Annotated in this window: 25 protein-coding genes and 1 pseudogene; 15 read left to right on the top strand and 11 right to left on the bottom strand. The window is 74.0% G+C overall.

Annotated elements, in window-relative coordinates:
* The first annotated feature begins 81 nt into the window (after positions 1-81).
* The 4 genes from ACH4T9_RS25950 to ACH4T9_RS25965 all read left to right on the top strand — a co-directional run bounded on the left by ACH4T9_RS25950 (position 82) and on the right by ACH4T9_RS25965 (position 2452).
* The gene (locus ACH4T9_RS25950; protein ID WP_396673949.1) at positions 82-1062 is read left to right on the top strand and encodes a YihY/virulence factor BrkB family protein; all 981 of its coding nucleotides are present in this window, start codon (positions 82-84) and stop codon (positions 1060-1062) included.
* An 84-nt stretch (positions 1063-1146) separates the two neighbouring features.
* A complete protein-coding gene (locus ACH4T9_RS25955) occupies positions 1147-1563 on the top strand; it encodes a DUF2795 domain-containing protein (RefSeq protein ID WP_396674069.1) in 417 nt (138 codons plus the stop codon).
* Positions 1564-1615: 52 nt separating this feature from the next.
* Positions 1616-2077, top strand: coding sequence for an SRPBCC family protein (locus tag ACH4T9_RS25960; protein WP_350882248.1), 462 nt, complete (start codon positions 1616-1618; stop codon positions 2075-2077).
* Between the two features lie 111 nt (positions 2078-2188).
* Positions 2189-2452 (top strand): hypothetical protein, encoded by a 264-nt coding sequence (locus ACH4T9_RS25965; RefSeq protein WP_396673950.1) that lies wholly within the window; start codon positions 2189-2191, stop codon positions 2450-2452.
* A 193-nt stretch (positions 2453-2645) separates the two neighbouring features.
* On the opposite strand, the gene ACH4T9_RS25970 is transcribed toward ACH4T9_RS25965, so the two are convergent.
* Entirely contained in the window at positions 2646-3842 is a 1197-nt protein-coding gene (locus ACH4T9_RS25970; protein WP_396673951.1) for an MFS transporter, read from the bottom strand.
* Positions 3843-4041: 199 nt separating this feature from the next.
* On the opposite strand from ACH4T9_RS25970, the gene ACH4T9_RS25975 reads away from it, so the two are divergent.
* The gene (locus tag ACH4T9_RS25975; RefSeq protein ID WP_396673952.1) at positions 4042-4254 is read left to right on the top strand and encodes a hypothetical protein; all 213 of its coding nucleotides are present in this window, start codon (positions 4042-4044) and stop codon (positions 4252-4254) included.
* Positions 4255-4291: 37 nt separating this feature from the next.
* Here the strand turns inward: ACH4T9_RS25975 and ACH4T9_RS25980 are convergent, their stop codons facing one another.
* On the bottom strand, positions 4292-4738 hold the full coding sequence (locus tag ACH4T9_RS25980) for a hypothetical protein (RefSeq protein WP_396673953.1): 447 nt from the start codon (positions 4736-4738) through the stop codon (positions 4292-4294).
* 164 nt (positions 4739-4902) lie between these two features.
* On the opposite strand from ACH4T9_RS25980, the gene ACH4T9_RS25985 reads away from it, so the two are divergent.
* The gene (locus tag ACH4T9_RS25985) at positions 4903-5277 is read left to right on the top strand and encodes a DUF6401 family natural product biosynthesis protein (protein WP_396673954.1); all 375 of its coding nucleotides are present in this window, start codon (positions 4903-4905) and stop codon (positions 5275-5277) included.
* 54 nt (positions 5278-5331) lie between these two features.
* On the opposite strand, the gene ACH4T9_RS25990 is transcribed toward ACH4T9_RS25985, so the two are convergent.
* Positions 5332-6219, bottom strand: a complete 888-nt coding sequence (locus tag ACH4T9_RS25990; protein ID WP_396673955.1) for a hypothetical protein — start codon at positions 6217-6219, stop codon at positions 5332-5334.
* A gap of 211 nt (positions 6220-6430) precedes the next feature.
* Here ACH4T9_RS25990 and ACH4T9_RS25995 point away from each other — a divergent pair, with 211 nt between their 5' ends.
* Positions 6431-8557: a SpoIIE family protein phosphatase gene (locus ACH4T9_RS25995; protein ID WP_396673956.1), complete on the top strand. Its 2127-nt coding sequence runs from the start codon at positions 6431-6433 to the stop codon at positions 8555-8557.
* A gap of 58 nt (positions 8558-8615) precedes the next feature.
* Here the strand turns inward: ACH4T9_RS25995 and ACH4T9_RS26000 are convergent.
* Positions 8616-8795: pseudogene (locus tag ACH4T9_RS26000) on the bottom strand (DUF397 domain-containing protein); the annotation flags it as partial.
* Between the two features lie 558 nt (positions 8796-9353).
* Here ACH4T9_RS26000 and ACH4T9_RS26005 point away from each other — a divergent pair.
* On the top strand, positions 9354-10631 hold the full coding sequence (locus ACH4T9_RS26005) for a cation:proton antiporter (protein ID WP_396673957.1): 1278 nt from the start codon (positions 9354-9356) through the stop codon (positions 10629-10631).
* Between the two features lie 289 nt (positions 10632-10920).
* On the opposite strand, the gene ACH4T9_RS26010 is transcribed toward ACH4T9_RS26005, so the two are convergent.
* A complete protein-coding gene (locus ACH4T9_RS26010) occupies positions 10921-11886 on the bottom strand; it encodes an NAD(P)/FAD-dependent oxidoreductase (RefSeq protein ID WP_396673958.1) in 966 nt (321 codons plus the stop codon).
* A gap of 282 nt (positions 11887-12168) precedes the next feature.
* Here ACH4T9_RS26010 and ACH4T9_RS26015 point away from each other — a divergent pair, with 282 nt between their 5' ends.
* Positions 12169-12768 carry a helix-turn-helix domain-containing protein gene (locus ACH4T9_RS26015; protein ID WP_396673959.1) on the top strand — a complete coding sequence of 200 codons (600 nt, stop codon included), beginning with the start codon at positions 12169-12171 and terminating at the stop codon, positions 12766-12768.
* Positions 12769-12891: 123 nt separating this feature from the next.
* On the opposite strand, the gene ACH4T9_RS26020 is transcribed toward ACH4T9_RS26015, so the two are convergent.
* On the bottom strand, positions 12892-13404 hold the full coding sequence (locus ACH4T9_RS26020) for a metallophosphoesterase family protein (RefSeq protein WP_396673960.1): 513 nt from the start codon (positions 13402-13404) through the stop codon (positions 12892-12894).
* 128 nt (positions 13405-13532) lie between these two features.
* On the opposite strand from ACH4T9_RS26020, the gene ACH4T9_RS26025 reads away from it, so the two are divergent.
* The gene (locus ACH4T9_RS26025; protein ID WP_396673961.1) at positions 13533-14939 is read left to right on the top strand and encodes a glycoside hydrolase family 6 protein; all 1407 of its coding nucleotides are present in this window, start codon (positions 13533-13535) and stop codon (positions 14937-14939) included.
* Between the two features lie 120 nt (positions 14940-15059).
* Here ACH4T9_RS26025 and ACH4T9_RS26030 read toward each other — a convergent pair whose 3' ends face one another.
* On the bottom strand, positions 15060-15839 hold the full coding sequence (locus tag ACH4T9_RS26030; protein ID WP_396673962.1) for a glucose 1-dehydrogenase: 780 nt from the start codon (positions 15837-15839) through the stop codon (positions 15060-15062).
* Positions 15839-17683, bottom strand: coding sequence for a glycoside hydrolase family 15 protein (locus ACH4T9_RS26035; protein ID WP_396673963.1), 1845 nt, complete (start codon positions 17681-17683; stop codon positions 15839-15841). Before ACH4T9_RS26035 ends, ACH4T9_RS26030 begins: the two co-directional genes overlap by 1 nt.
* Positions 17684-17910: 227 nt before the next feature.
* Between ACH4T9_RS26035 and ACH4T9_RS26040 the strand changes: the two genes are divergently transcribed.
* A complete protein-coding gene (locus tag ACH4T9_RS26040) occupies positions 17911-18498 on the top strand; it encodes a general stress protein (protein ID WP_396673964.1) in 588 nt (195 codons plus the stop codon).
* A 221-nt stretch (positions 18499-18719) separates the two neighbouring features.
* Here the strand turns inward: ACH4T9_RS26040 and ACH4T9_RS26045 are convergent, their stop codons facing one another.
* On the bottom strand, positions 18720-19250 hold the full coding sequence (locus tag ACH4T9_RS26045; protein ID WP_396673965.1) for a GNAT family N-acetyltransferase: 531 nt from the start codon (positions 19248-19250) through the stop codon (positions 18720-18722).
* A gap of 154 nt (positions 19251-19404) precedes the next feature.
* Between ACH4T9_RS26045 and ACH4T9_RS26050 the strand changes: the two genes are divergently transcribed.
* The gene (locus ACH4T9_RS26050; RefSeq protein WP_387018878.1) at positions 19405-19884 is read left to right on the top strand and encodes a MarR family winged helix-turn-helix transcriptional regulator; all 480 of its coding nucleotides are present in this window, start codon (positions 19405-19407) and stop codon (positions 19882-19884) included.
* 10 nt (positions 19885-19894) lie between these two features.
* A complete protein-coding gene (locus ACH4T9_RS26055) occupies positions 19895-20881 on the top strand; it encodes a pirin family protein (protein ID WP_396673966.1) in 987 nt (328 codons plus the stop codon).
* Positions 20882-20933: 52 nt separating this feature from the next.
* On the opposite strand, the gene ACH4T9_RS26060 is transcribed toward ACH4T9_RS26055, so the two are convergent.
* Entirely contained in the window at positions 20934-21062 is a 129-nt protein-coding gene (locus tag ACH4T9_RS26060; protein WP_396673967.1) for a hypothetical protein, read from the bottom strand.
* Positions 21063-21206: 144 nt separating this feature from the next.
* Here ACH4T9_RS26060 and ACH4T9_RS26065 point away from each other — a divergent pair, with 144 nt between their 5' ends.
* The gene (locus ACH4T9_RS26065; protein ID WP_396673968.1) at positions 21207-22796 is read left to right on the top strand and encodes a phospholipase D family protein; all 1590 of its coding nucleotides are present in this window, start codon (positions 21207-21209) and stop codon (positions 22794-22796) included.
* Here ACH4T9_RS26065 and ACH4T9_RS26070 read toward each other — a convergent pair.
* Entirely contained in the window at positions 22745-23512 is a 768-nt protein-coding gene (locus ACH4T9_RS26070) for a hypothetical protein (RefSeq protein ID WP_396673969.1), read from the bottom strand. The genes ACH4T9_RS26065 and ACH4T9_RS26070 overlap by 52 nt on opposite strands.
* Positions 23513-23969: 457 nt before the next feature.
* Here ACH4T9_RS26070 and ACH4T9_RS26075 point away from each other — a divergent pair, with 457 nt between their 5' ends.
* Complete coding sequence (locus tag ACH4T9_RS26075) at positions 23970-24797, top strand: SigB/SigF/SigG family RNA polymerase sigma factor (protein ID WP_396673970.1); 828 nt, start codon at positions 23970-23972, stop codon at positions 24795-24797.
* Positions 24798-24847: the final 50 nt, after the last annotated feature.

Raw genomic sequence — 24847 nt, forward strand, 5'->3', positions numbered from 1 at the left:
AGTTTTGGGGTTGGGTAACGGCGGGGCCAGGCGAGCGACGGGGTGGCCGGCACCCGGGTTGCCGGGGCGCAGGGGGCAGTCATGACAGCGACGACGGAACCGGGCACGGCTCCTCGCGGCGGGCCGCTGCGGCTCCCCCGACGGGTACGCCAACTGAGCTGGCACACCTGGCGCGGGGTGCTGGTGCGCAGCGGTCGGAACTTCGTGAAGGACAACTGCGCGGACTGGGCCGCCGCGCTCACCTACTACGGGGTGCTCGCGCTGTTCCCGTCCACCATCGTGGTGGTCGCCCTGGTCGGGCTCGTCTCCGACGGCGAGCGGACGGTGGACACCGTCATCGACCTGGCCCGCGAGGTGGGGGCCGGGTCGGTGGTCGGCAACGACGGCTTCGTCAGCGTCGTACGGGGCGTGGTGGACCAGCAGAGCGGCGCGAAGGTGCTGCTCAGCTTCGGTCTGCTCGGCGCGCTCTGGTCGGCGTCGGGGTTCATCGGGGCGTTCACCCGGGCCTCCAACGCCATCTACGGGGTACAGGAGGGGCGGCCGGTCTGGAGGCTGCGCCCGTTGCAGATCGGCCTGGCCGCCGTGACGCTGGTGCTGCTGGCCGTGGTGGCCACCGGCCTGATCGTCAGCGGCCCGGTCACCGACGCGGTGGGCGACCTGATCAACGCCGGCGGGCTGACCCGGACGGTGTGGAGCGTCGTGAAGTGGCCGGTGCTGGCCATGGTGATGATGGTGCTGTTGTCGCTGCTGTTCTGGATCGCCCCGAACGTGCGCCAGCCGAGGTTCCGCTGGCTCACCCCGGGCGGGACGGTGGCCCTGGTCTCCTGGGCGCTGGCCTCCTTCGGCTTCGGCCTGTACGTGGCGAACTTCGGCTCGTACGACGTCACCTACGGCAGCCTCGGCGCGGTGATCGCGTTCCTGGTCTGGCTCTACCTGTCCAACTGCGCGCTGATGCTCGGCGTGCAGATGAACGCCGAGCTGCAGCGGGGCCGGCAGATCCAGGCCGGCGACCCCGACCCGGGCGAGCCGGTGCTAAAGCCCCGGTCGCCGGCCGATTCGTGACTGTTTGCCGCCTTCTGCCGCCTTCCGGGCGTCCCCTTCGGTTTACCGGCGGCCCCCTCGGGTAGCGCAAGAGACATGGAACGTTTGGAACGTGGCAGCAGCAAGCACAGCCCGAGGGTCGACGAGCAGATGAGCCAGGAGGTCAACGGCCTGGTACAGGGCCCGGGGACCGGTGGCTCGCGGGTCGACGAGTCCCGGCAGCCCGAGCCCGCGGGCGAGGACCAGCCGGAGCCGACCACGGCGCCGGCCGGCGAGCTGCGCACCGGCTCCCCGCAGGGCATGAGTTCCTCCGACGTGGAGGCGCGCAGCCGGCTCGGGCGGTTCATCACGATGACCGCCCTGCCCGGCGACCGGGACACGTTGGTCGCGAACGCGCGCGACAACGACGCGCCCGACGACATCGTCGCCGCCCTGGAGGGCCTGCCGCCGGGCACCCGTTACCAGACGATCTCCGAGGTGTGGGCCGCCCTCGGGCACAAGAACGAGACGACGCGCTGGTGACCGGATCGGCCCACGATCCGACGACACACCGGCGCACTGAGGAGGATTGTCGATGAGTGGCGTCACCGAACATGTTGACGTGTCCGTCCCGATCCGGACCGCGTACGACCAGTGGACCCAGTTCGAGGAGTTCCCGCACTTCATGGAGGGGGTGCAGGAGGTCCGGCAGGTCTCCGACACGAAGACCCACTGGACGGTGGAGATCGCCGGGGTCAAGCGCGAGTTCGACGCCGAGATCACCGAGCAGCTGCCCGACGAGCGGGTCGCCTGGCGGTCCACCGGCGGTACCCAGCAGGCCGGCGTGGTGACCTTCCACCGCCTGGACGAGGGCAAGACCCGAGTCACCCTCCAGCTCGAGTTCGAGCCGCACGGCGTGGTGGAGCAGGCCGGCGACAAGCTCGGCGTCGTCGACCGCCGGGCCAAGGGCGACCTGGAGCGGTTCAAGCAGTTCATCGAGCGGCGCGGTCAGGAGACCGGCGCCTGGCGGGGCGCCGTCGACCGCCCCCAGCCCTGATCCCCCGGGAACGCGCTGACGATGGCCGCCGGCTTCCGGCGGCCGTCGCCGTGTCCGGGTACGGCGGCGGCGCGGCCGTTTGCGATCACCGACCCCGGGTACCGCGACAGCATGACTGACAACGACAGCCACGTGTGGCGCGACGAGGAACGGCTCCCGCTGGAGGACCTGGACCGGGCGATCGCCCGGTCGACGCTCGACGGGCAGTCCGACGACGTGACGGCCAACGACGCCGGCGAGGAGGCCACCTTCGGGCACGGCCCGGAGGCGGTGGACCGCGGCGCGGCGCCGGCCGAGCGGGAGCGCGAGCGCACGGACGCCGACCGGGCGTACCGGGCGTCGACCATGGGACGGACCGGCCCGGACAACATGTGATGCCCCCGCCCCGACGACGGGCGGGCGGGTCGGCGCCACCGTGGCGAGGCGGGTCAGCGCCGCCGGGAGGTGGCGGGGCGGTCAGCGCCGCCGGGAGGTGGCGGGGCAGTCAGCGCCGCCGGGAGGCGGCGGGGCAGTCAGCGCCGCCGGGAGGCGGCGGGGCGGTCAGCGCCGCCGGGAGGCGGCGGGGCGGTCAGCGCCGCCGGGAGGCGGCGGCGACGAGGGCCAGCAGCACCACGGCGAGGACCGTCAGCGCGGGCCCGAGGGCCTGGACCGAGGTGTTGCCGACCAGCACGCCGATCCCGGTGGGCACCAGCGCGCCACCCAGCCCGGCGGCGGCGATCTGCACCCCGATGGTCCGGTCGGCGTGGGCGGCGCCGACCCGCTCGGCGGTGGTGAGCATGAGCAGCGGGAACACCGGCGCGGCGGCGAAGCCCAGCACCAGCAGGCCGGCCACCGCCACCCAGGCCGGGGCGGGCAGGGCGATCAGCGCGGCGCCCGCGGCCATGCCGAGCAGACTCCCGCGCAGCACCTTCGCGGCGCCGAGCCGTTCGGACCCGATGCCCTGGACCACCCGCCCCACGAACAAACTCCCCCAGTAGCCCGAGACGCAGGCGCCGGCCACCCCGGCGGTCAGCCCTCGCCCCTCGGTGAGCAGCAGGAACGCCCAGAGCCCGGCGGCGACCTCGATCGCGACGTACACCGCGAAGGCGAGCGAGCCCAGCCAGACGGCCGGCAGTCGCAGGGTCTCGCGTACCCGGACCGGGGCGGCGGCCTCCTGCGGCCCGGGGTCGGGTGATCCCGGCCCACCCGCACCCGCCGCCCCCCGGTCCCGCCACGCCCGCACGGTGAGGGCGAACGCGGCGGCGAGGGCGAGCTGGGCGGCGGCGACCAGGCCGTACCCCCAGCGCCAGGAGAGGCCGGTGGCGAGCGCCCCGGTCATGATCAGCGGGCCGATGGCCACACCGAGGCCGAAGAACGCGTGCATCCAGTTCATGTGGCGCGGCCCGAACGCCCCGGCCGCGTACGCGTTGAGCCCGGAGTCGATCGCCCCGGAGCCGAGGCCGAGCACCAGCGCGCAGGCCGCCATGACGGCCAGGACGGGGCTGGTGGCGTAGCCGGTGAGGGCCAGGCTGGCCAGCAGGGTGCTGCCGGCCAGCAGCCGACCGACGCCGAGGCGGGCCAGGGTGAACCCGGCCAGCACGCTGGAGGTGAGGTAGCCCATGGTGCCGGCCGTGAGCACCAGGCCGACCGCCTCGGTGGGCACGTCGAAGTCCGCCCGGATGGACGGCCAGCCGACCCCGATCAGCCCGTCTGGCAGGCCCAGACTGACGAACGCGAGGTAGGCGAGCAGGAGCAGTGAGGCGCGGGGCGGGGCGGGGGTGGACACGGCCGCCCATCCTGCCCCACCCCCGGCCGGCCACGCCACGGGCCGGTCCGACCATGTCCATGGGGAACAAGCGCCTGCGGCGATCGCTACCCCCGAAACGACAAAATTCGCGGTACGGGCGGCCGTAAAGGCGGACAGGTCATCCAGAATCGACCGATCGGGTGACGGCGATCGACGGGTGCCGCGCAAGACTTTCGGAATGCAACAGGCATCCGGGTTCCTCACCCTTCGTCAACGCCGCCTCGCCTGGCTCGGCTTCCTCCTCGCCGCCGTCCAGGCACCGGTGGCCGCCAGGTTCGCCACCGACGACTCCTGGCTGTTCAGCCTCTGTGTCGCCCTGATGGTGGCCACGGTGATCCTCGCGGACGACGCCTCGCGACGCCGCCCCGCCGGCGCGCCCTCCTCCGACTAGTCCCCGGCCGGCCCCGTGCCCGGCACGGGGTGCGGGCTCAGCCTTCGCCGTCCGGCCGCGCCTCGTGCCCGGCCCGGCCCCGGGTGCGCCGCCGCTCCTTCATCTCCGCCTCGTACAGGTGCCGCCGACCGCCGACCAGCTCCTCACGGGCTCGGCGGTCGAGGTCCCGGAACAGCGCGTGGTACCCGTCGTCGAAGTCCTCGACGATCTGGAAGGTCCACCGGCCGGCGATCACGTTGCGGCCGAGCAGATCGGTGGCGATCCGATCGGCGATCGCGTCGTGCCCGGCCGCGCGGAACTTCGCCACGGCGTCGTCGAGCATCAGGTCGGCGTGGCCGATGAGCTGGTGCATCGAGTAGAGGTGCCCGCGGGCCCGCTCCACGGTCTCCAGCGCCTCGCTGAGCCGGCCCAGCGCCACGACGGTGGCGTCGTTCACCCCCGGCGGGCGGCGGTGCTGTTCGTCGGGCCCGTCCTGGTGTCCCATCCGTCCCTCCACGTGTCGGCCGCGCGGCGTACGCGGGTCCTCCCTTCTGCCCCGTCCCGACCGGGTCAATCCCCCCGGCCGGTTGCCGGCCGATGAGCGGACGACCCGGTACCGGCCGAGCGGCCGACTCCGCCCGGATTACCCGCCGGTTAACCTCGTCTCTCATGCGTGTGCCGTCGAAACAGGTGGTCAGCCGTTCCGCAGCGGACTCCGCCAACACCGTCCTCGCCCGGCTGACCGTCGTGATCGGCACCGCCGGGCTCACGGCGGCGGCGGCCCGGCCCGGGCTGCTCGCCGAGATCGACCAGCACGCCGCGGCCGTCCGGGACAGCCTCGACGGCGATCGCCGGCCGTTGAGCCCGGCCGCGCTCGCCGGGTACGCCGAGGGCGTCCGGGACGCGGCACGGGAGCACGGCTGGCAGCCGCCCACCCGGTCGACGGACTGGTCGCAGCCCGACTGGACGTTGGCCCGCCTGCTGGCGGTCTGCGCCCTGGCCCGCTCGCTGGAGACCGGCCCGGCGCCGCTGCCCGCCCTCTGACGTACGCGAGCGGGGAGGGGGCCCGCGCGGACCCCCTCCCCCGTGCTCCTCCCGTCAGCTACCCGGGCGGCCGAACTGCTGGGTCTCGTCGCCCGGCGTGCCGCCGGAGCGGTGCATGCCCTGCTGCCCGCCGCGAGCGCCGGACATCGAACCCCCGGGCTGGGGCATGGCCTGGGTGCGCTCGGCGCCCGCCCGGTCGGCCATCCGGCGCTCGACGTCGCCCCGGCCGGCAGCCTGGGCCTGGCGGTGCTCCCGCAACGCCCGGGACTCCTCGGCGGCCCGGTTGAGCCAGCCCTCCCAGCGGTTCTGCATCGGCCGCACCAGGCCGCCGCCGACGCCGATGATCAGGATGCCGGCCACCGTGGCGAGCACCGCGATCAGCACCGGGGTGGTGACGGTGGTGGCGATGCCCACCTGGTTCAGCGCGGCGATGACGCCGAGCGCCAGGATGAAGATCGCTGTCAGGTCGGCCAGCACCCGGCCGTAGGACAGCCCGCCCAGGAAGCCGGTTACCAGGTCGCGCACCGCGTTGGCGATCGCCGCGGCCACCACCACGACGATGATCGCGATGAACGCCCGGGGCAGCCAGGCGACCACGCCCCGGATCAGGTCGCTGATCGCGTTCGGCCCCCACACCCCGAAGGCGAACTGCAGGGTGAACAGCAGCACGGCGTAGTACGCCAGTTTCGCCAGGATGTCGCTGGCGTCGTACTTGGTGCGTTCCAGCGCGCGCCGGATGCCGCCCCGTTCGACCGCGCGGTCGAACCCCACCCGTTCCAGTACCGTGTCCACGATCTTGAGAACCGCTTTGGCGACGAGCCACCCCACCACGAGGATCACGATGAACGCGATCGCCCTCGGGATGAAGAGCAGCACCGACCTCCACATATCGGTCAGGGCGTCCCCGATGTCTACCTGCCCGACCGCGAGGGTTTTCTGCATGGTGTCCCTCCTGTCGCATGGACTTCGGCGCGCGCATACCCGGTCCGCCTGGCAGCACGCCGCGCGACGGGCAACGATTTTCCCGGCATCTCCGTCCAGAACTACCCTGACCTGCACTGATGCGTACCGGGCGCGGGCGAGGGCGGGCCGTTTGCCGCCACCCCGGCACGCGCTCGGGCCGCCGACAGGGCGCTCCGGCTAGGCTGCGGGCATGTCAGGCACGGTCGGGCGAGTGCCCACGCCAGCAACGCGCGCCGCGTCCGAGACAGGGGCCTCCGGGGCGGCGAGCGTCGTTCTCGGCCATCCCTGGGCCGGCACGGCGCTCGGCCCGCCCCAGGGCTGGGACCCTGGGTTACGCGGGGTGGTGGATCTGATCCTCGCCTCGCCGGTGCCGATGGCGTTCACGTACGGCGACGACCACCTACTGCTCTACAACGACGGGTACGCGGCGCTGATCGGTGACCGCCACCCGGGCGCGGTGGGCCGGCCGGCAGCCGAGGTGTTCGCCGACGTGTGGGCCGAGCCGGGCGTCGGCGACGTGATCGACCGCGCCTACCGGCAGGGCGAGTCGTCCCTGGAGAAGGAGGCGGCGCTCCCGTTCGACCGGCACCGCCCCGGCTCCCGCGAGCAGGCCGTGTTCACCCGGGGCCACTCCCCGGTGCGGGACAGCGCGGGACGGATCGTCGGGGTGCTGACCGTCGCCGCCGAGACCAGCCAGGTCACCGAGCAGTTGCAGAGCCTCAGCGACGTGGCCGCCGCGCTGGCCAGCACGCTCACCCTGGACGACGTCGCCCGGGTCGCCCTGCGTTACCTGCTGACCGCGTTCGACACCGACCGGGTCACCTTCGGCGTGGACGACGGCGCGGGTTGGCGCACGGTTCGGCGGGTGCGCGGCGAGTTGCTGGACGAGGCCGACGAACGGCTGCCCCCGCTCTGGCGGCGATCGCCCGCCGACTCCCCCGGGCCGCTGGTCGTGGCCGCCCGCAGCGGCGTGCCCCAGTTCGTCGGCGACGGGCAGCCGCTGCGGGACATCGCGGTGGACCGGCATGACCAGAAGGTCCGGGCGCTGGCCGCCCAGCCGCTGCGGACGTCGGTTCTGCGCGGCGGCCTGACCGTCGGCTACCACGAGGCCCACCCATGGCCGGCCGCCGAACGGGCCCTGCTGGCCGCCTCGGCCGAGCTGATCGGTCAGGCCGCCGAGCGCGCCCGCCGATTCGAGACCCAGCACGGCACCGCCCAACTCCTGCAACGCAGCATGCTGCCCGCGCGCCTGCCGGACCTGCCCCGGCTGCGGATCGCCGCCCGGTACGACCCCGGCGTCGACGGCAACGCCGCCGGTGGGGACTTCTACGACGCGTTCCTGCTGCCCACCGGCGAGTTGGGCATCGTGCTCGGCGACGTGGCCGGGCACGACGTGCAGGCGGCGGCGAGGATGGGCCAGGTCCGGGCGGCGCTGCGCGCGCTGGCCCTGGCCGATCCCCGGCCGGACGCCGTACTCACCGGGCTGGACCGCCTGGTGGGCAGCCTCGGCACCGAGACCGGCACGTACGAGCTGTTCGTGACCGTGGTCTTCGGGGTGGTCGACACGCAGCGAGGGCTGCTCACCCTGGCCAGCGCCGGGCACCCCGCACCGCTGGTACGCCGCGCCGGCCCCGACGGCGAGCCGGTGGCGCGGTACCTGGACGTTCCGCCCGGGGCCCCGCTCGGGCTGGGCTGCGCTCCGCGCACCACCACGGTCCCGTTCGCCCCGGGGGACACCCTGCTGCTGTTCAGCGACGGGGTGGTGGAGCGGCGGTGGCAGAGCCTCACCGCGGGGCTAAACGACCTGGCCGCCGCCGTGGCCGGCGCCCCCAGCGGCGACCCCCGGGCGCTGTGCGCGGTCGCGACCGCAGCCGTGGAAGGCGCCACCGAGGACGACGTCGCGGTGTTGGCGGTGGAGCACGCGCTGATGCCGAGCCGCTCGGCGAGCATGGAGGTGCCGGCGGAGCCGACCGCGCCGAGCCGGGTGCGGCACTGGTTGACGGCCCAGCTGACCGGCTGGCAGGTGCCCGAGGCGGTGGTCGGGGCCGCCGTACTGTGCACCAGCGAGCTGACCACCAACGCGCTGCTGCACGCCGGAACCGCCGCCCGGGTCGAGATCGACCTCAGCCCGGAGCGGCTACTGGTGTCGGTGGCCGACTCCGGCACCCGGGGCACGGTGACCCGGGCCCGCACCGACACGTTGAGCAGTCGGGGCCGCGGGCTCGGCCTGATCGAGCAGCTCAGCGACGCCTGGGGCACCGACCCGACGGTGCGCGGCTCGACGGTCTGGTTCGAGATCCTCGTCCCGTCCAGGTAGCCGGGCGTCGGCGGCGGGCGGACCGGGCAGGAGCGGACGTACGGCCACCGAGAACCCGGTGGCGCCGGACGAAGTCGACGAACGCCTGCCACGATCCCGGGTCGAACCGCAGCGTCCCGCCGTCCCGACCCTTCGTGTCCCGGGCGGGGACCACCCCGGGCAGGTTGTCCGCCACCTCGACGCAGGACCCACCGTTGGTGCCGGATCGGGTCGACTTGTGCCACCGGGCCCCGGTCACGTCCATGCCTGCACCGCCTCCCTGATCAGATCGAGTGACTGCCGCCGCGAGAGGGCTTCGCCCCGGACGACCTCCTACCTGCGCTAAAGGGCGACAAGGTCGTCCGTCTGGGTCACCCCGGCTTGCGGGACCTGGTGATCGAGGTGCGCGACCACCGATCCGTCCGCCAGGGTGACCAGAACGGAGCCGCCCTGCGGTCCAGAGTAGATCTCGGTGCCCTCCGGCACCACGAGATTCCGTACGGCGGCAGATCAGCGACCCTGGCCAGGTGGATGAGCTGTTCGGGCAGCGCGCCGGGTGTCTCGATCGGGCGGCGCGGCACCATCGCGTCGGGCGGCGCGGCACCATCGCGTCGGGCACCGCGACCAGCGGGACCGACCGCCCCGGGATCAGCATCTGCTTCGATCGGGCCCGGGGCCCGGGGCTGACCGCGCGGAGCCTGCGCGCCGGCAGGGCCGGCGGATCAGTTGCGGGCGGCACGCATACCGGGACCGCCGACGGGGCAAGGTCCGTCACCACCTGCCCACGACCGTGGGCGAGGTCGCGAAGGGTGGTGCGGTGGAACCGGTAGACGTCGCGTTCGCGGTGGTGGGGCTGGGCGCTCTGCTCGCCGGGATCCTCCCCCGGCTGCTGGAGCGCCGGCCATTGTCGATGCCGATCGCGTTCCTCGGCCTGGGCATGCTGATCTTCATCCTGCCCACCGGGCTGCCCAGCCCGGACCCGCTGGCGCATCCCGAGGTCGCCACCCACCTCACCGAGATCGGCGTGATCGTCGCGCTGATGGGCGCGGGTCTCAAGATTGACCGGCCGTTGAGCTGGGCCAGGTGGTCGTCCACCTGGCGGCTGTTGGCGATCGCGATGCCGATCTGCATCGCGGCCGTGGCGCTGCTCGGCTGGTGGTGGGCGGGCCTGGTGCCCGCCACCGCGCTGCTGCTGGGCGCGGCGCTGGCCCCGACCGACCCGGTGCTCGCCGCCGATGTGCAGGTCGGCGAGCCGACCGACGTGGAGGACTCCGAGGACGAGGTGCGCTTCGCGCTGACCTCGGAGGCCGGCCTCAACGACGGCCTGGCCTTCCCCTTCGTGTACGCGGCCATCGCGATCGCCAGCACCAGCCTCGCCCCGGCGGACTGGTTCGCCGACTGGTTCACCGTGGACGTGCTGTACAAGCTGGCCGCCGGCGTCGGCGGCGGGCTGCTGGTCGGCTGGCTGCTCGGCAAGCTGTTCTTCCGGGCCCCGAGCAAGCTGCGGCTCGCCCGGCACGCCGAGGGCTTCCTCGCGCTGGCCGCCACGTTCCTCGCGTACGGGCTGGTGGAGGTGGTCGGCGGCTACGGCTTCCTGGCCGTCTTCGTGGCGGCCCGGGCGATCCGGGCGGCGGAGCGGACCCACGAGTTCCACTCGGTGCTGCACGACTTCGCCGAGCAGATCGAGCGGCTGCTGACCGTCCTGCTGCTGCTGCTCTTCGGGGGCGCGGTGGTCGGCGGTCTACTCGCACCGCTGACCTGGCCGGCCGCGCTGGTCGGGCTGGCGCTGGTCTTCGTGGTCCGCCCGCTGGCCGGGTGGCTGTCGCTGCGCGGCGCGCCGGGCCGACCGGCGGAACACTGGGTGATCTCGCTGTTCGGCATCCGGGGCGTCGGCTCGCTCTACTACCTGGCCTACGCGACGACGAAGGCGGACTTCCCGCAGGCCGACCTGATCTGGGCCACGGTCGGGCTGGTGGTGATCGTTTCGGTGGTGGTGCACGGGGTCGCCGCCACCCCGGTCATGCAGCTCCTCGACCGCGCGGGCGAACGCACCGAGGACCCCTCCGAACGCGCCCCCACCCCCACCCCCGCCTGACCCCACCCCACCCCACCCGGCCCCGCCCCACCCGACCCGCCCGACCCCGCCCGGCCCCGCCCGGCCCCGCCCGGCCCCGCCCGACCCCGCCCGGCCCCGCCCGGCCCCGCCCGGCCCCGCCCGGCCCCGCCCGGCCCGGCCCCGCCCGGCCCGGCCCCGCCCGGCCCCACCCGCAATCTTGCACTTGCGGCCCGAGCATAACGGGCCAAAGCCGCAAAACGCGGGCCGCAAGTGCAAGATCGACGAGGACGAGGTGGGGGCGGGGTGGGCTGGGGGCGGGGTGGGTGGGTCAGGTGGCGGTTAGGCGGGTGGCCAGGGCGCGGCCCAGGTCGCGGCCCGAGCGCCAGGCGCTCTGCACCCGGGGCTTGCCGAAGGCGTCGCCGGCCAGCCCGATGCCGTCGGCGTCCAAGTGGTACGTCCCGGCCCCGCCGGGCACGGTCGGCGTGGCGTACGTCCAGCGGTGCACGTGCACGAACGCGGCGGGCTCGGGCAGGCCGAGCAGGTCGCGGACGGCCTGCTCGATGGCCCGGCCGGCCCCCGTCGGCTGGGCGAGGTGACCGGCGGCGAACGTCGCCGTGGTGTGCGCGACCAGCACCGGGGCGCCGTCGCCGCGCCGGTCGCCGTCGTCGCAGACGAGCATGAGCAGGGGATGGTCGTTGACGAACGCGCCGCGGAAGTCGGGCCAGGACCGGGCCGGGAAGCGCAGCACCGCGCTCAGCGTCGGCGACCACCGCTGCGCCTGCACGGCGGCGGTGGCCGCAGCGAGCGCCGGGTCGAGCAGCAGGGCCGCCTGCGGGCCGGGCACGGCCAGCGCCACGGCGGCGCAGGGCGAGCCGTCGACGGCCGGCCCGGGGTCGACGCCGAGCACCAGCCGGTCGACCACCACCGGCAGGTCGGCGGCCAGGTGCTCGACCAGCGACCGCAGCCCGCGCGGGGCCGCCCAGCGCATCGGCCCGGGGACCTCGCGCCGGCCCTGTGCGGAGTACGCCACGAAGGTGTCGGTCCACTCCCGGGCCAGCCCGGCGGCCGCCCAGCCACGCACCACCTCGGCGAAGTCCGGGTCGCTGACGGTGAAGTACGCCGCACCGATGTCCGCCGGGCGTCCGTCGAACCGCTTGCTGGCCATTCGGCCACCCGCCACCCGGGCACGCTCGCGGATCTGCACCGGGACGCCCGCCCGGGCCAGCTCGGCGGCGCACGCCACCCCGGCGATCCCCGCCCCGACCACCACGACCCGTGTCCGGTCCGCATCCATCTTGGGGATGGTAGGGCGTTCGCGACCGGCCCGCGGCCCGGCACACGCGGCCGGCGTGCGGAAACGGCGTGCGGAAACGGCGCACGGAAACGGCGCACGGAAACGGCGTACGGAAACGGCGTGCGGAAACGGCGTGCGGAAACGGCGTACGGAAGCGGCGTGCGGGGCAGACCGGCCGGGCAGACCGGCGGGGCGGTACGCCCGGCCGCGCCCTCCCCGGCCACCGGGTACACCCGGCCGCAAGGACTGCAAACTCAATTGCCGTTCTGGCAAGCTGGTGGCATGGGCGACGACCTCGACCGCGCGCTCGCCGGGGTGGGGCCCCGGCTGCGTGCGCTGCGCCGGCAGCGCGAGACCACCCTGGCCGACCTGTCGGCGGCGACCGGGATCTCGGTGAGCACCCTGTCCCGGCTGGAGTCCGGCACCCGCCGGCCGACCCTGGAGCAACTGCTCCCGCTGGCCCGGGCGCACGGCGTGACGCTCGACGACCTGGTGGGCGCCCCGCCCACCGGCGACCCGCGCGTCCACCTGCGCCCGGTCAGCCGGCACGATCTGACCATGCTCCCGCTGACCCGCCGGGCCGGGGGCATCCAGGCGTACAAGCTGGTGATCCCGGCCGGTAGTCGCCGGCGGGAACCGGATCCGCAGACCCACGAGGGCTACGAGTGGCTCTACGTGCTCAACGGCCGGCTGCGCCTCGTCCTCGGCGAGCGGGACATGGAGCTGACCCCCGGCGAGGCGGCCGAGTTCGACACCCGGGTGCCGCACTGGTTCGGGGCCGCCGATGGCGAGCCGGTCGAGTTCCTCAGCCTCTTCGGCAGGCAGGGAGAGCGCGCCCACCTGCGCGCCCGACCGAGGGCGCAGGACCCGCCGGAGCGCTGACCCCGCGGTCGGTCCAGGGGCCGTGTCCGGTGCCCCCGCCTGGCCCCCTCCGGATGACTTCCTTGATCGTCTGCTGTTCACCGGCACGACCCGCCGGGCGAACCGCCCGTACCCAGCAGACGATCAACGGTCACCCCGACGGGGCGGCAGGCGGTGCAGCTCGACCCGGTCGAGCCGTCCCGCCGCCACTCGCGCGGTCAGGTAGGTGGCGTACGGCTGGCGGCGGCGGTCGGTCGGCGAGCCGGGGTTGAGCAGTCGCAGCCCGCCCGGGGCGACGGTGTCCCACGGAATGTGCGAGTGGCCGAAGACGAGCAGGTCCGCGTCGCCGTACGCGGCGGCGCAGCGCTCCTCGCGGCGGGCTCGCGGGCCGGTCTCGTGCAGCACGGCGACCCGCAGGCCGTCCAGCTCGACCCGGGCCACCTCGGGCAGCCGGGCCCGCAGCTCGGGCCCGTCGTTGTTGCCGTACACGCCGATCAGGCGGCGGGCGCGGGCCTCGATGGTGTCAAGCAGCGCGACGTCCACCCAGTCCCCGGCGTGCAGCACCACGTCGGCGTCATCGATCGCCGCCCAGAGCGGCTCCGGCAGGTCGCGGGCGCGCTTCGGCACGTGGGTGTCGGCCGTGATCACCAGGAGCATGCCCGCAATTCTCGCCCCGGGGGCCGACGAGGGGCACCGGGTCTTCACAGGTCGGCAACGGGCGCGTACCTTGACGGGAACGCGTGGGAGCGCTTCCACGCACGCTCGTCGATCCGTGGAGGAGCCCCATGCGAAGCAGACCGGCGCTCGCGGCCCTGGCCGCCGGCGCGACCACACTCACCGCCGCCGCCACCGTCGCGGTCGGCCTCGTCGGATCCGCGCCGGCCGTGGCCGCCGACTCCGTGTTCTACGTCGACCCGCAGACCAACGCCGCCCAGTGGGTGGCCACCAACCCGGGCGACCAGCGCGCCGCCGTGATCAGGGACCGGATCGCCGCCGTCCCGCAGGCCCGCTGGTACACCCGAACCAACACCGCCACGGTACGAGCCGAGGTGGACCAGTTCGTCGGGGCCGCCGCCGCGGCGGGAAAGATCCCGATCCTGGTGGTCTACAACATCCCGAACCGCGACTGCAGCGGCGCCAGCGGCGGCGGTGCGCCGAACCACGCCAGTTACCGGCAGTGGGTCGACCAGGTGGCCGCCGGACTGGCCGGCCGACCCGCCTCGATCGTGCTGGAGCCCGACGTGCTCCCGCTGATGACGAACTGCCAGAGCGCCGCCCAGCAGGCCGAGACGAAGGCGTCCATGGCGTACGCCGGCAAGAAGCTCAAGGCCGGCTCGACGCAGGCGAAGGTCTACTTCGACGCCGGGCACTCGGCGTGGCTCTCCCCCGCCGACATCGCCGCCCGGCTGACCGGCGCGGACATCGCCAACAGCGCCGACGGCATCTCGCTCAACGTCTCCAACTACCGGACCACCACCGAGTCCGTCGGGTACGCCAAGCAGGTCATCGCCGCCACCGGCGTGCCCCGCTTGAAGGCCGTGATCGACACCAGCCGCAACGGCAACGGTCCGGCCGGCTCGGAGTGGTGCGACCCGCCGGGGCGGGCGATCGGCACGCCGAGCACCACGGCCACCGGGGACGGCGCGATCGACGCGTACCTCTGGGTGAAGCTGCCCGGCGAGGCCGACGGCTGCCTCGCCGGGGCCGGCCAGTTCGTCCCGCAGCGGGCGTACGACCTGGCGGTCGCCGCCGGGCCGGTCCCGACCACCGCCGCCCCCAGCACGGCGCCGCCCACCACGGCACCACCCACGACCGCGCCCCCGCCCACGACCCCGCCGGCCACCGTTTCGCCCACCGTCGACCCGCCGACCACGCCGGCCCGCGGCTGCGCGGTCACCTTCACCCCGAACACCTGGCCCGGCGGGTTCACCGCCGAACTGCGGGTGACCAACCGGGGCGGCGCGCTCAGCTCGTGGACGGTGGCCTTCGCCGCCGGCCCCGGCGTCCGGCTCACCGGCGGCTGGAACGGCGAGTGGAGCCAGGGCGGCGAGCAGATCACCGTGCGCAGCTCGCCCTGGAACGGCGGCCTGCCGGCCGGCGGCACGCTGAGCGTCGGATTCCAGGGCACCTACCCCGGCGGCACGCTGCCCACCCCGGTCGGCTTCACCCTCAACGGGGCGGCCTGCTCCTGACCCCACGCCGACGACGCCGGCCGGACCGGAGGGGCACCGTGCGGTGCCCCGCCGGTCCGGCCGTTGACCGGGGAACGCCCGAGGGCCAGCCGGCTCGCGTCGGCGATCGAGGGGACGCGCTCAGGCGCCCTGGCCCTGATTCTGCATCAGCCCGCCGTCCATGAAATACGTCGAACCGGTCACGTAGTCGGCGTCGTCGCTGGCCAGGAAGACCGCGAGCCTGCCGATCTCCTCCGGCTGGGCGGCCCGCTTCCACGGGATGCTCTGCACCTGCTCCTGGAGGTACGCCGGGTCGTCGATGGCCTTCTGGTTGAACGGGGTGAGCACCATCCCCGGCCCGATGTTGTTGACGTTGAGGTGCATCGGCGCCACCTCCAGGGCCAGGCTCTTGGCGAACTCCAGCAGCGCGCCCTTGCTTGCGTCGTAGTCGGAGCCGCCGGCCCGGGCCACCTCCTGGTGGACCGAGGTGATGTTGATGATCTTCCCGTGGCCGCCCTGGTCCCGGCGGTGCCGGACGAACCGGCGGGAGCAGAAGAACGCCCCGTAGACGTTGGTCCGGATGGCCCGGTCCCAGGTCTCGGTGTCCAGGTCGGCCACCGGGATGCCGGAGGCGTCCACCCCGGCGTCGTTCATCAGCACGTCGAGCGCCCCGAACTCCGCCAGGGCCTCGTCGAACATCGCCTCGACCTGGGACTCGTCGGTGATGTCGCACTGCACCACCACCGCCCGCCGGCCGGCCTGCGCCACCTTGTCCCTGGTGTGGTTGGCCCCGGCGTGGTCGTGCAGGTAGTGCACCACCACGTCGGCGCCCTCGCGGGCGAACTCGATCGCCGTGGCCTGGCCGATGCCCGAGTCCGAGCCGGTGATCAGGGCGGTCCTTCCGTCGAGCCGTCCGGTCATCAGCGTGCTCCCTCCGTTCGCCCCGCGCCTGTCGGCACGGTCCGGCGCGGGCCGTCCGCGCCCTGGCGTCGCCGCTCGCCGGCCTCGGTCAGCCAGCCGGCGGCGTTGATCAGTCCGATGTGCGAGAAGGCCTGGGGGAAGTTGCCGAGCTGCTCCCCGGTGGTCTGGTCGATCTGCTCGGCGAACAGGCCCAGGTCGTTCGTCCGGCTGGCGAGCGACGTGAACATCCGCTCGGCCCGGTCCAGCTCGCCGGCCAGCGCCAGGCAGCTCGCCAGCCAGAAGGAGCAGATGACGAAGCCGGCCGGATCCCCGTCCCAGCGGCGCAGCAGGCCGTCGTGGGACAGCCTGGCCTCGACGACGTCCATGGTGGAACGCATCCGGTCGTCGTCGGCGGGCAGGAACCCCACCAGCGGCATGATCAGCACCGAGGCGTCCAACTCGTCCGAGCCGAAGGCCCCCGTGTACGCGCCGAGCCGGTCGTTCCAGCCGCGGTCCAGTACCGCCGCGCGGACCTCGTCCCGGGCGGCGGCCCAGCGGGCCAGGTCGGCGGAGTCACCGAGGCGGGGGCCGAAGCGCACCGCCCGGTCCAGCGCGGTCCAGCACTGCACCTTCGACGAGACGTAGTGCCGCTCCGCGTCCCGGGCCTCCCACATTCCGGCGTCCGGGCGGTGCCAGTCGGCGACCACCTGGTCGGCGAGGGCGCGCAGGAGCTGGTGCACCTCGGGATCCATCGGATCGAGGTAGTGGCGCATCAGCCACGCCGCGTCGAGGACCTCCCCGAGCACGTCGGTCTGCCGCTGTTTCCAGGCGTCGTTGCCGACGAGGACCGGCCGGCTGCCGGCGTACCCGGCGAGGTTGTCGAGGCGGTGCTCCGTGAGGTCCCGCTCCCCCTCCACGCCGTACATGATGGGCACGGGCTGGTTCCCGATGCGGCCCATCGCGCGGGCCACCCAGGCGAACTGCCGGTTCGCCTCGTCGGGACAGGCCGCCAGCCAGAGCGCCTGCAGGGTGAGGCTGAAGTCGCGGACCCAGACGAAGCGGTAGTCGTAGTTGCGGTCCCCGCCGAGTTGCTCGGGCAGCGAGGTCGTCGCCGCGGCGACGATCGCGCCGCTGGGCTGGTAGGTCATGCCCTGCACGACCAGCGCGCTGCGGCGCACCTGCTCCGCGAACCGGCCGTGGTACGGGTGCAGCCCGGCCCAGGACCGCCAACCCGCCGCCGCCTCGGCAACCGTCGGTGCGGCGTCCGGCGTCGCGGGCGGGTCGGCGTCGTAGGTCGGCCCGTACCCCAGCGTGAAGCCGTACGACTCGCCGGCCCGGACGACGAACGTCGCGGCGGCCTCGCCCTCGCCGCACCGCACGGGCACGTCGCCGCGCAGTCGCAGGCGGGCCGCGCCGGCGGTCGCCTCCACCCCGTCGTCGGTGGGCACCAGGTACGGGACGACCCGGCCGTACTCGAACCGGGGGCGGTAGCGCAGCCGCACCGGCACCGCGCCGGAGACGCCCTCCACCAGCCGGGCCAGCACCCGGGGCGAATGCAACCCGATGTCGTGGCCACGCGCGCCGGGCTCCAGCGCCAGCGTGTCGGTCACCGCCACCGACCCGTCCCGGGTGGTGAAGACGGTCCGCAGCACCAGCGTGTCCTCCAGGTAGGAGCGTTCGGTGGTGAAGTCGCCGTCGGGCCGGATCGACCAGTGGCCCGCGTCGTCGTCGAGCAGCCGTCCGAAGACCGACGGGGCGTCGATCCGCGCCGGGCACCACCAGTTGACCGAGCCGGCCCGGTCGACCAGTGCCGCGCTGCGGCCGTCGGCCAGGAAGCCGTGCTCGCTGATCCGTCCGCTGTCCACGGCCGTGCCTACCCGGCGGCGCCGACCAGCATTCGTCGGGGCACCGCCGGATGCGGCCGGACCGGTCCCACGCGTCGTCCCTCCCGGTCGGGGGCGAGGCGACCGGAGACCGGTCCGGCGCGTCGGGCATCCGGATCGCGGCGGGGGACCTCCCCGGCCGGGGGAAGGCGGCGCGTTACCCGGCCGCTGCCCGGGGGAAGGCGGGAGGTCGACGAAGGAGGATGCTCATGACCAGGCCCTCGAATCCCACCGCGACCCTGCAATCCGGAACGTCGGGCGGAAACAACCTCCCGTCCGGCCCGGCAGGCCACCCCACCCCACCCGGCGGCCACGGCCACGGCCCGCCGACCGGGGCCCCGACCGTGACGATCGGGTCGTACCCGGACTATCCGTCCGCGCAGGGGGTGGTGGACTACCTGGCCGACAACCGGTTCCCGGTGGAGCGCACCGCGATCGTGGGGACGAACCTCACCCTGGTCGAGACGGTGCTGGGCCGGATGACCACGGGCCGGTCGGCCCTGGTCGGCGCGGGCACCGGCGCCTGGTTCGGACTGTTCATCGGACTGCTCTTCGGCATCTTCACCACCGGTAACTGGGTGGCCGTGATCCTGGTCGGCCTGGTGGTCGGCGCGATCTGGGGCGCGGTGTTCGGCGCGGTCGCGCACGCGATGACCGGTGGGCAGCGGGACTTCACGTCCGCCAGCTCCCTGCGGGCCAGCCAGTACGCGGTCACCGTCGATGCCGACCAGGCCGAGCAGGCCCGGCAGCTGCTGGGCCGGATGCACCTGACGCCGACGGGGGCGACGGCCCGCTGAGGTCGACGCCACCGGACGGCCCCGGGGCTGGCCCCGGGGCTGTCGGCCGGCGCTCCGCCCGAACCCCTCGCCGGGTAAGGCATCACGGCAGGTGACGGGTGGCCTCACCTCGCCCGGTCCGGGGCGGCTCTCCATGATCGTCTGCTGATTATGGAGAACTCGCCCGGCGGGTCGTCTCGAAAATCAGCAGACGATCAAGGTGCGACGCCCACGGCATCAAGCTAGTCCGGGTCGGTGGCGAGGCGCGCGTGCAGGTGTTCGTCGTGGCGGCGACCGTCGCCGTAGCGGTACGACTCGCGCAGCGTGCCCTCGACGAGGTAGCCCGCCCGGCCGGCCACCCGGCAGGACGCCACGTTCGGCATGGCGTGACAGAGCTCGATGCGGTGCAGGCCCAGCGCCGCGAAGGCCCAGGTGGTGAGCCGCCGGACCGAGCCCGTGGCGACGCCCCGCCCCCGGGCGGCGGGGACGGTCCAGTAGCCGATGCTGGCGTTGCCGCCGCCGATCCGGTGCAGCGACACCGCCCCGAGCAGTTCGGCGTCGCCCGGGTCGGCCACCGCGAGGGACATGTGCTCGCCGCTCGACCAGTCCGCCCGCCGGCGCACCCAGTCGCGCGCCCGCGCCTCGTCCATGTCGCCCTGCGGGTTCCACGTCGCCACCTCCGGGTCACCCAGGGCGGCCAGCACGTCGGGGGCGTCGGCCGCCCGCCAGGGGCGCAGCAGCAGGCCGGGGGCGGCGAGTACGACGTGGTCCACGGGGCAGTCTGACACGCCGCCGGGCCGGCCACCCGGAGGTTTCCCCGGCCGCGACTCTTCAAATCCGAAGCTTCACAGCCTCACCCACATGCCCACGCCTCTGAGGCAGCGCAGAGTCAGTTGTTAAATTTTGAAAGAGTGCTACTGTTCTGGCATGACGGAGAGCCTGGACGGCGAGCGGATGGCCTGCTGGCGTGCCTACATCGAGGCGAGCCAGCGGCTGTTCACCCAACTCGAGGACGACCTGCGGGCCGACAGTGAGCTGAGCTTCGCCGACTACCACGTGCTGGTCCTGCTCTCCGAGGCGCCGGGGCAGCGGCTGCGGATGGGTGAGCTGGCCGGCCGGTTGGTCTTCTCACCCAGCCGGTTGACGTACCAGATCTCCTCCATGCAGAAGCGCGGCCTGGTGGCCAGGGAGGCCTGCCCCGCGGACCGGCGCGGCAGCGAGGCGGTGCTCACCGCCGCCGGGCTGCTGGCGCTGCGCGAGGCCGCGCCGCACCACCTGCGCTCCGCCCGCACCCACCTGATGGACGACCTCGACGACGCCGAGATCGCCTGCCTGAACCGGGTCTTCGAACGCCTCGGCCGGCGCCTGCGCGCCGACCGCGACGACTCGTCCACCCTGAGCGAATAAGGAGTTCGAGATGCCCGCCATCACCGTCGACGACGTCCTCGTCCTGCCCCGCCTGCCCCGGCTCGACGAGACCACCGCTTACCGGCCGGTCCGCCGGCTGACCACCGCCCCCAGCGGGCACGAGGGCGAGGGCTTCCCCGTCCGCCGGGCCTTCGCCGGGGTGCCGACGCACGAGCTGGACCCGTTCCTGCACCTCGACCAGATGGGCGAGGTGGACTATGCGCCGGGCGAGCCGAAGGGCACCTCGTGGCACCCGCACCGCGGCTTCGAGACGGTGACCTACATGATCGACGGGATCATGGACCACCAGGACTCGCAGGGCGGCGGCGGCACCATCACCGACGGCGACACCCAGTGGATGACGGCCGGCAGCGGCCTGCTGCACATCGAGGCGCCGCCGGAGCAGCTGGTGGCCAGCGGGGGCCTCTTCCACGGCCTCCAGCTCTGGGTGAACCTGCCGAGGGTGGCGAAGATGATGCCGCCGCGGTACCAGGACATCCGCGGCCGGGAGTCGGCGCTGCTCACCACCCCGGACGGCGGCGCGCTGATCCGGGTCATCTCCGGCGAGGTGGCCGGGCACCGGGGGCCGGGCTCGACCCACACCCCGATCAGCATCGCCCACGTGACGGTGCAGCCCGGCGCCGAGCTGAGCCTGCCCTGGCAGCCGGACTTCAACGCGCTGGTCTACGTGCTCGCCGGGCGCGGCACGGTAGGCACCGACCGCCGGCCCTTCCACACCGGCCAGCTCGCCACCCACGGTCCGGGCGACGCGCTGCGGGTCACCGCCGACGCGAGGCAGGACTCGAACACCCCCGCCCTGGAGCTCTACGTGATGGGCGGGCAGCCGATCCGGGAGCCCGTGGCGCACTACGGCCCGTTCGTGATGAACACCCGGGACGAGCTGATCCAGGCGTTCGAGGACTTCCAGGCCGGCCGGCTCGGGGTGGTCCCGGCCGAACGGCTGCCGCACACCGGCGGCCAGGGCGACCGCCCCTGACCGCGGACGTGACGGGCGTCACCGGGTGCCCCGGTGGCGCCCGCCGGCGGGTTCAGGAGACCGCGAAGATCCCCGCCACCCCCAGCAGCACCATCACCAACACGGCCACCAGGGCCCCGCGTTCACTCTCCACCGGCTGTTCGCGGTCCTCGGTCACGGCGTCGGTCGTCTCGGCGGGCATCGTGTGGCCTCCTCGGTGTTCGGTCAGGGTCGTCGGGCGTCGCGCGGGAAACGTCGGCCAGGTCACCGGGGGTGCCCGCCGGGCGTGCAGACCCGGCGCGGGCGGCCTACCGTGAGGACGTTGTCGACCTCGGGAGGATGGAGCGTGCCGATGCGGGACTGGTTCCTCACCGCGCAGGAACGCGCCAACCCAGCCTCCGAGTTACCCGTCTGGACGACCGGAAACCTCGCCGAGCCGCTGATTCACGGCGCGGCCTACTTCGACCGGCTGGTCAGCGAGGTGGAGGCGCTCCAGGAGGGCGACCACCTCTTCTTCACCGACTGGCGCGGCGACCCCGACGAGCGGATGCGCCCTGACGGGCCGACCGTGGCCCAGCTCTTCAGCCGTGCCGCCCAGCGCGGCGTGGTGGTCAAGGGCCTGCTCTGGCGCTCGCACCTGGACTCGTTGTCGTTCAGCGAGGCCGAGAACCGCAGCCTCAGCGAGACGATCTGCGCGGCCGGCGGAGAGGTGCTGCTCGACCAGCGGGTCCGCCGCGGCGGCTCGCACCACCAGAAACTGGTGGTGCTGCGCCATCCCGCCGCCCCCGAGCGGGATGTCGCCTTCGCCGGCGGGATCGACCTGTGCCACAGCCGCCGGGACGACGCCGAGCACCACGGCGACCCGCAGGCGGTCGGGATGTCCCCCCGGTACGGCGACACCCCGCCCTGGCACGACGTGCAGCTCGCCCTGCGCGGGCCGGTGGTCGGCGCGCTGGACACGGTCTTCCGGGAACGGTGGACCGACCCGATGCCGCTGGACTCGGAGAACCCGCTGGCGTACCTGCGGGACCGGCTGCGCGGCTCGGACCTGAGCCCGGACCCGCTGCCCGAGAAGCCGGCCGACCCTCAGCCGTGCGGCCCGCACCGGATCCAGGTGCTGCGCACCTACCCGGCGGTACGCCCGCGCTACTCCTTCGCCCCCGACGGCGAGCGCACGGTGGCGCGCGGCTACACCAAGGCCGTACGTCGGGCCCGCCGGCTGATCTACCTGGAGGACCAGTACCTCTGGTCGACCGAGGTGGCCGACCTGTTCGCCCGGGCGCTGCGCGACAACCCCGACCTGCACCTGGTGGCCGTCGTCCCGCGGCACCCCGACGTGGACGGCCGGTTCGCACTGCCGCCGAACATGGTCGGCCGGGAGCAGGCGCTGTCGCTGTGCGGCAGGGCGGCCCCGGGCCGGGTGCACGTCTTCGACGTGGAGAACCACGCGGGCGACCCGGTGTACGTGCACGCCAAGGTGTGCGTGGTCGACGACGCGTGGGCCAGCGTGGGCAGCGACAACTTCAACCGCCGCTCGTGGACCCACGACAGCGAGCTCTCCTGCGCGGTGCTCGACGACACCCGGGACGAGCGGGCCCCGCTGGACCCGGGCGGCCTCGGCGACGGGGCCCGGCTGTTCGCCCGGGAGCTGCGGCTGCGGCTGTGGCGCGAGCACCTGGACCGGGACCCGGACGGCGGCTCGGACGACGGCCTGCTGGACCCGGGGTCGGCGGTCGAGACGATGGTGGCCACGGCCGACGCGCTACAACTGTGGCACGACTCGGGGCGGGTCGGTCCCCGGCCGCCGGGCCGGCTGCGCCCGCACCGCCCGGAGCGGCTGCCCTGGTACACCCGGGCGTGGGCGCTGCCCGCGTACCGGCTGGTCTACGACCCGGACGGCAGGCCGCTGCGGGCCCGGCTGGCCGGCACCTGGTGACCGGCCCGGCCGACCGTCGCCGCCGGGCTGCGGGCGAGCACGCTCTCCCCGCCGGGGTACGCGAACGACGCTCGCGGTGAGTAGAAGCCGGCGGTGATGACCAGCGGGTTGGCCGGGCGGAGCGGGTAGACCGGGTGGTCCGGGTCGAAGAAGTCCACCGACTCGACCTCGAACGGGGCCACCGGCTCGGCCAGGTACGGATAGACGCCGCTGACCAGGGCATCGCCCCGGCCCGTGAGGTAGCGGTGGTGGCCGCTGCGGATGACGTGCCCGGTGTCGCCGACCCGGGCCCGGGTGCGGATCAGGGGCACCCCGTCGACCTCGGTCTGCGCCACCAGCGTGGCGCCCCGTTGCTCCAGCCAGGTGCGGCCGGCGGCGACCGGGGCGCCACGCGCGGCGGCGTAACCGCGCACCCGGGGGCTGGAGCACAGGTAATGCGTCCACCAGCCGCCCGCCAGGGGACGGTCCGGGGCGTCGAGGCCGGCGACTGACACGCCGAGATAGGTCAGCGAGTACGCGCCGAACCCGGAGGTCTGGGTCTCGTCGTCGACCACATACTGGTTCATGAAGACCCGGCGGTCCTCCCCGGCGCGCAGACCTGCCGGCAGCAGGGCGGCGATCACGTCCGGGTCCGCCGGCAGCCAGCTCAAATAGATCATCCGGCTGTGCACGACGAGGTGCGGATCGGCGGGGTCGAGCACGCTGCCTCCGGGCAAGGGGGATTTCCCCGCGACGCTACGGGCGGCCCCTCGGGCGGGACAAGGACGGAAAGCCGACAGGCACGCCCGTCTGTCGGCTTTCGTGTTGACGGGAGCCACGTGCACATCGGCCGATCGGACACCGCGACCGGGCGGGCCAGCCGCGCGCAGTCCCCGACCTGCCGCGCGCCCCTCGCCATAGGGCGGGGGTGACCGCCGGACGGCTGCGAGGCGCGAGCCGTCCGGCCCACCCCCGGACTAGCCGATCGGCCAGCGAACCAGTAATCACGATCACATCTTCCGGTCTCTACGCACCTTTCACGGGGTTTGTTCCCAGAAATACCTTAAGTACATCGTACTTTCGGCTAGATTTCAGGGAGCCGATCAGGTTAAGGTGAGTCCCGAACGGACGATCTGAATCTAAACCACAGCGTCACGTCTTTATCCGCGGACGAGGTGCAGGGAGGACCACCGAATGACCGCGCCAACGATCAGCGAGCAGACGAAGACAGCGCCGGCCGTCGCCACCAAGAAGCTGGACCCGCGAGCGCTCACCGACAGCGCGGCCGACGTCCTCAACGCGATGGCAGCGCTGCCCGCCAACCACCCGTCGCGCCCCGCACTGCGGGACAGGGCGATCGAAGCCTGGCTGCCGCTCGCCAACCACCTCGCCCACCGCTACAGCGGCCGGGGGGAGCCCACCGACGACCTGGCGCAGACGGCCGCCATCGGCCTGATCAAGGCCATCGACAAGTTCGACCCGTCCCGCGGCGTCGACTTCGCCGGCTACGCCATCCCCACCATCATCGGCGAGCTCAAGCGCCACTTCCGCGACCGCACCTGGGACATCCGCGTGCCGCGTCGCCTCCAGGAGCTGCGGCTGGCCATCTCCGACGCCAACAGCTCGCTGCTGCAGACGCTGGGTCGCTCCCCGACGGTCGCCGACATCGCCGCCCACCTCAAGGTCACCGAGGAAGAGGTCCTGGAGGGCCTGGAGGGCGCCCGCGCGTACAACGCGGTGTCGCTGTCCACCCCGACCGGCGACGGCGACCGGGCCACCGAACTGGGCGACATGCTCGGCGGCGAGGACGGCGAGTTCGAGCTGGCCGAGCTGCGGGTGGCCCTGGGCCCGGCGCTCGCCACGCTGGACGAGCGCGAGCAGAAGATCCTCACCCTGCGCTTCTACGGCAACCTGACCCAGTCGCAGATCGCCGATCAGATCGGCGTCTCGCAGATGCACGTGTCCCGGCTGCTGGCCCGGGCGCTGACCAAGCTGCGCGGGCAGCTCGACGGCACGTACTAGGGGCACCACCGGTGGTCCGGTCGGCAGGCCCGACCACCGGTGAGCCCGGA

The organism is Micromonospora sp. NPDC020750 (assembly GCF_044334565.1).
In the GTDB taxonomy this organism is placed as follows: domain Bacteria; phylum Actinomycetota; class Actinomycetes; order Mycobacteriales; family Micromonosporaceae; genus Micromonospora.